This window comes from Paenibacillus sp. CFBP13512, assembly GCF_005233705.1.
Classification (GTDB): Bacteria; Bacillota; Bacilli; order Paenibacillales; family Paenibacillaceae; genus Saccharibacillus; species Saccharibacillus nuruki.
Genome location: NZ_QGAD01000041.1, coordinates 1 through 5,107, shown reverse-complemented (window position 1 = coordinate 5,107; position 5,107 = coordinate 1). Strand labels below are relative to the sequence as shown.

Annotated in this window: 6 protein-coding genes; all 6 read right to left on the bottom strand. The window is 29.5% G+C overall.

The genetic code is table 11. From position 1 onward, the window contains the following. Window positions 1-1,182: glycosyltransferase family 39 protein (locus PaeCFBP13512_RS23105; RefSeq protein ID WP_137226360.1), on the bottom strand; the 1,182-nt coding region annotated here is incomplete at its 3' end. A gap of 131 nt (window positions 1,183-1,313) precedes the next feature. After that, a complete protein-coding gene (gene rfbD / locus PaeCFBP13512_RS23100; protein WP_137226358.1) occupies window positions 1,314-2,183 on the bottom strand; it encodes a dTDP-4-dehydrorhamnose reductase in 870 nt (289 codons plus the stop codon). Further along, window positions 2,180-3,202, bottom strand: coding sequence for a dTDP-glucose 4,6-dehydratase (rfbB, locus tag PaeCFBP13512_RS23095; protein ID WP_137226356.1), 1,023 nt, complete (start codon window positions 3,200-3,202; stop codon window positions 2,180-2,182). Before rfbB ends, rfbD begins: the two co-directional genes overlap by 4 nt. A 48-nt stretch (window positions 3,203-3,250) precedes the next feature. Beyond that, on the bottom strand, window positions 3,251-3,625 hold the full coding sequence (locus PaeCFBP13512_RS23090; protein ID WP_137226354.1) for a GtrA family protein: 375 nt from the start codon (window positions 3,623-3,625) through the stop codon (window positions 3,251-3,253). Further along, the gene (locus tag PaeCFBP13512_RS23085) at window positions 3,618-4,598 is read right to left on the bottom strand and encodes a glycosyltransferase family 2 protein (protein ID WP_137226352.1); all 981 of its coding nucleotides are present in this window, start codon (window positions 4,596-4,598) and stop codon (window positions 3,618-3,620) included. Before PaeCFBP13512_RS23085 ends, PaeCFBP13512_RS23090 begins: the two co-directional genes overlap by 8 nt. 27 nt (window positions 4,599-4,625) lie before the next feature. Continuing rightward, the coding region (locus tag PaeCFBP13512_RS23435) for a hypothetical protein (RefSeq protein ID WP_206665618.1) at window positions 4,626-5,107 on the bottom strand (482 nt) is incomplete at its 5' end.

The window sequence follows — 5,107 nt, the reverse complement described above, 5'->3', positions numbered from 1 at the left end:
ACTAGAAATAGCCATAATATATCTTCCTTGAGCCTGATAGTCAATTTTCAACATATAATAAATATGTAGTCCAATTGTGATTAAACAACTTAATATTATTGAAGTATTAAGAAATATCTTTTTATTATCAATTTTTTTTCTACTAGTAAGTATATTTTTAACCAATTTATAAATAATTCCAATTATTGCAATAATGAAAATACATAAATAAAAATTATAGTAACTTTTTTCCATAATAATTGTCATATAATTAAACTGTCCAACAAAGGAGTGGAAAATAATCTTCATATTATTTGTATCATTTAAAAGATTAAATATATTTCCTTGGTAAGGTTGTTGAAGAATTTGTCCACCTTCTGACAACCATCTTGTATATTCTTTACGAAAAGTTCTCATTCCTAAAAAATCATTATACAATATATAATTTCTCATGAAAAATGGAAAACTAATTATCATATTTAATGAAAATACAATTAAAGTATATAATTTTATTTTTTTCCAATTTAATTCATTATTTCTAAAATCTAAAAAATTGCTTACTATAAAAAACAAACTTCCCATTAATATAAAACCATAAGAATTTAAATATCCTAATCCACATATAATAAAACCAATAGCTAATAATACACTATTATAAATCGTCCAAGAATGTTGATAAGCTTTTATTGAAACATACACAATAATACTTGCTCCGGCAACAGCAATAATATCATTATTCACATAACTAGATAAAAAAGTGAATTGTGGCAAGAAGGAAATTAGAATCATACCAAGAATTGATATTATTTTGCTTTTAGTTATAATTTCAATACTCTTCCCAGTAAACCATACTGTTATCATTCCAAATAAAATACTTGCCATTCTTGCACCAAATAATATGGCATGATCTGAATTTTTAAAAATACTTATAATCCCCATAAAAAATGTACTTAAAATTGAACCAAGAAACTGAGGATAAAATGCATAGGACCAATTACCAAGACCATATATAACCTCAGGATCATACCCAGTAGGTAATCTTCCGTATTTAAATATAAATTGAGGAATTTGATATCTCATTAACTCATCAGGTGCATTATTAAAAGGAATTCGATAAGCCCAAATAGAAAAAACAATTCCTGCTAACAATAAAACAAATAATTGATAGAAATTTTCTTTTATTTTCAATTTAAAAGTATTCATTAAATTAAAATCTTCTCCTTTTTTAATTTATTATCAATACCAAAAATTATATATTTATATAACTTTATAAAAAATTTAAGGATAAATTTATCTAAAATGAATGCTTGATCAAATTTATGAATATAATAGTCTCAAAATTCACTTTTAGCTTCTTGTAAAAAAGCAGTTAAACCTTCTTGCCAAGAACGAATATCTGTAAATCCATTCGTCCGTATAGATAGATGCTCCATCACCGAATTAGCAGGTCTTGGAGCAGGTCTTGGAAATTCATTAGTTGCACATGGTTCTATGATAGCTTTTATATCTACACCTAGAATATCAACAGCTTGCTTGAATATTTCTTGTGTAAACTCATACCATGTACAGGATTCACTATTAGAAGCATGGTAAACACCATATTTCTCAGTTTCCATCAATTCTGTCAAAAATGATGCTAAATCCACTGTATAAGTTGGGGAACCTTTTTGATCATGAACGACTTTAAGCTGTGGCTTTTCCTGACCTAATTTCAGCATCGTTTTTACAAAGTTATTACCATGTAGCCCGTATACCCATGAAGTACGCACAATAAAATAACGTGAGGATAAAGATTGAGTTAATACTTCACCAGCACGTTTAGATTTACCATAAATACTTTGAGGATCTGTATTATCGTACTCATGATAAGGATGTATACCTTGTCCATCAAATACATAATCTGTGCTAATATAGATCACTTTAGCTTGTACCGCTTCTGCAGCGATAACAATATTACGTGTACCTACTGCATTCACTAGATAAGCTCCATCGATATCCGTTTCAGCAGCATCTACTGCCGTATACGCTGCGCAATGAATAATAACTTCTGGCTGAAAAGAAGTGAGGACTTGCTTACACTGTTCTAAATTTGTAATATCTAGTGTCTGGCGATTACAACCTAATACTTCATGTCCTTTAGCTTGGACTACTTTGACAGTATCCACCCCAAGTTGACCAGAAGCACCCGTTACTAATACTTTCATTGACTTGCTCCTAGACGATCTCCATATTGTTTTTGGTAATATTCTTGGTAAGCTCCTGAAGCAATACGAGTCCACCAATCTTTATTATTCAAATACCATTGAATCGTTTCTTTAATTCCTGTTTCGAAATTATGCTTAGGCTTCCATCCCAGTTCATTCATAATTTTAGTAGGATCAATACCATAACGACGATCATGACCCAAACGATCTTCTACATATTTGATCAACGATTCTGGTTTATCCAGTTGTTCCAAAATTGTTTTGACGATATGGATATTCGTACGTTCATTGTTACCACCAATATTGTAGATTTCTCCATTTTTACCTTCATGAATAACCAGATCTATCGCGCTACAATGGTCTTCTACATACAACCAATCACGGATATTGAGTCCATCACCATATACAGGTAAAGCTTCATCAGCCAAAGAACGAGAAATAATCAACGGGATCAATTTCTCTGGAAATTGGAACGGACCATAATTGTTAGAACAACGTGTAATATTAACAGGCAAACCAAAAGTCTCATGGTAAGCACGTACTAACAAATCTCCACCCGCTTTACTAGCAGAATACGGGCTATTCGGTGTAATTGGAGTCTCTTCGGTAAACAGTCCTGTTTCGCCTAAAGAACCGTATACTTCATCTGTAGATACCTGTAAAAACTTGGTGATGTTATACTTTTTAGCAACATCCAGAAGTACTTGGGTACCAACAACATTTGTTTTCACAAAAATCTCCGGCTCCAAAATACTACGGTCTACATGCGATTCTGCTGCAAAGTTAACAATTACATCTACACCATCTGCCACCAATCGGTCCATTGTAGCTGTATCTGCAATGTCTGCTTTCACAAAGGTATGATTAGGATTACCTTCGATCGATTTTAAATTTTCAAGATTTCCTGCATAAGTAAGAGCATCTACGTTAACGATCTGGTATTCAGGATGTTCACGTAGCATATATAAAACGAAGTTACTACCAATAAAACCGGCTCCGCCAGTAACAAGTAATTTCATAATTAAATCTCCTTATAAGTAGAATATTTTAATTAATTAAAATAAATATTATTTAAATACAAATAATTTACTGATAAAATAATTAAGAATAATGACTAGGACATTCACTAAAACTTTAGCGATATTATCATTTATATTAAATACATCAATTAATACAATCATTCCTCCCAGATCAATAACATAGGAAAATAAACGAGCCCCAAAAAAAAGAATTAATTCTTTAACAACTTTTTTTTGACTATTAAATACATATTTCTTATTTGTAAAAAAAGCAAATAGTACTGAAATTAACCATGCTATAGAAGTGGCTAATTTAAAATCTAAATTAGCTATATTAACAAGGAAAAAATATACTAAAATATTAATTGAAGTAGTTAATACTCCAAAAATCAAATAGCTTATTATTTCTTTTTTATTATTCATGATTCGATCCATTTATGTGTTTTTTAGGATCATTCGGTGTAACTTTAACGTTATTATACTCATTTATAAAATATAACGGCCTTCTTTTGGTCTCATTAAATACTCTTCCTAAGTATTCTCCAATAATTCCTAAAGAAATTAATTGTATTCCTCCTATGAATAAAATAACAGTCATTAAAGAAGGATATCCTTCTACTGGATTTCCATAAATTAAAGTTTTAATAATAACCCATATCATATAGACGAATGCACATAACGAAATAATGGAACCAAATGCAGCAGAAAATCTTAAAGGCGTAATAGTAAATGAAGTTATTCCTTCAATCGCTAATTCAAACAACTTAAAATAATTCCATTTAGTCTCCCCTGCAAATCTAGCATCTCGATCAAATAAAATTTCTTTTTTATTAAATCCAATCCAACTGAACATACCTTTAGTATAACGTTGTGTTTCCCTCAATAATTTTAAGGCTTCAATACATCTTTTATCTAACAATCTAAAGTCACCTGTATCCTGCTGTATAGGAATTTTAGTCAATTTTTGTAATAATCGGTAAAAAGCTTCTGAAGTCCACTTTTTCAAAAATGATTCGCCTTCTCTACTATTACGTTTTGCAAAAACATCATCATAACCTTGTTCCCATAATTCAATCATCTGAGGTATAAGTTCAGGTGGATCTTGTAGATCAGCATCTATAATTATGATGGCATCGCCCTGTGCATAATCAAAACCAGCCATCATAGCTATTTCTTTACCAAAATTTCGAGAAAGATCAATAAAAGATACTCTTTCATCACGATCTCTTAATTTTTTTATTAATTCGACTGTATTATCTTTACTTCCATCATTAATAAATAACAATTCAAATTTATAATAAGGCAATAACTCAAAAACTTTAAAAAGACGATCGTACAAGTAATGTAGGACTTCTTCCTCATTATAAGCAGGTACTAAAACAGTGATTTTCTTCACATATGCACTCCTAAACTTTAATTTTAGTTAATATAAAGTTGAATATCCATTTATAATCCATTTTATCATTAAAGCTAGAATATTTAATAAAGGATATATTGAGAATAATAAAATCATTAAATTATTATTCAATTTTAAATATAAACTTTCGAATAAAATTACACACATAAAAATAGCTGTCACTGCTAATGTTCTATTTCCTGAAGCATAAATCGTGGGTGAAACAAACATGACAGCCATAGAAGCAAAAGCCGCTCCACAACACAAACTAATTAATACTTTGTGCTTTGATTTAATGATGATTTCATATGCTAACACTAGTAAATATATGATCCAAAAAATATACGGAAATAATGATTTCCAAAAATCGATCTTTACATCATGAAAGTTCAGAATATTACCACTAATATCAAAAAATTTAATATTATTAAAATCAAATAAGTTTATTGTTAAAGAATTATTAATTAAAAATATGATATACAGTGAGAACATGATCAAAAAAACTTTAC

Bases quoted from the DNA above. Each gene is read 5' to 3' on its own strand.
- rfbD (WP_137226358.1), bottom strand. From the start codon at position 2,183: ATGAAAGTATTAGTAACGGGTGCTTCTGGTCAACTTGGGGTGGATACT.
- rfbB (WP_137226356.1), bottom strand. From the start codon at position 3,202: ATGAAATTACTTGTTACTGGCGGAGCCGGTTTTATTGGTAGTAACTTC.
- PaeCFBP13512_RS23090 (WP_137226354.1), bottom strand. From the start codon at position 3,625: ATGAATAATAAAAAAGAAATAATAAGCTATTTGATTTTTGGAGTATTA.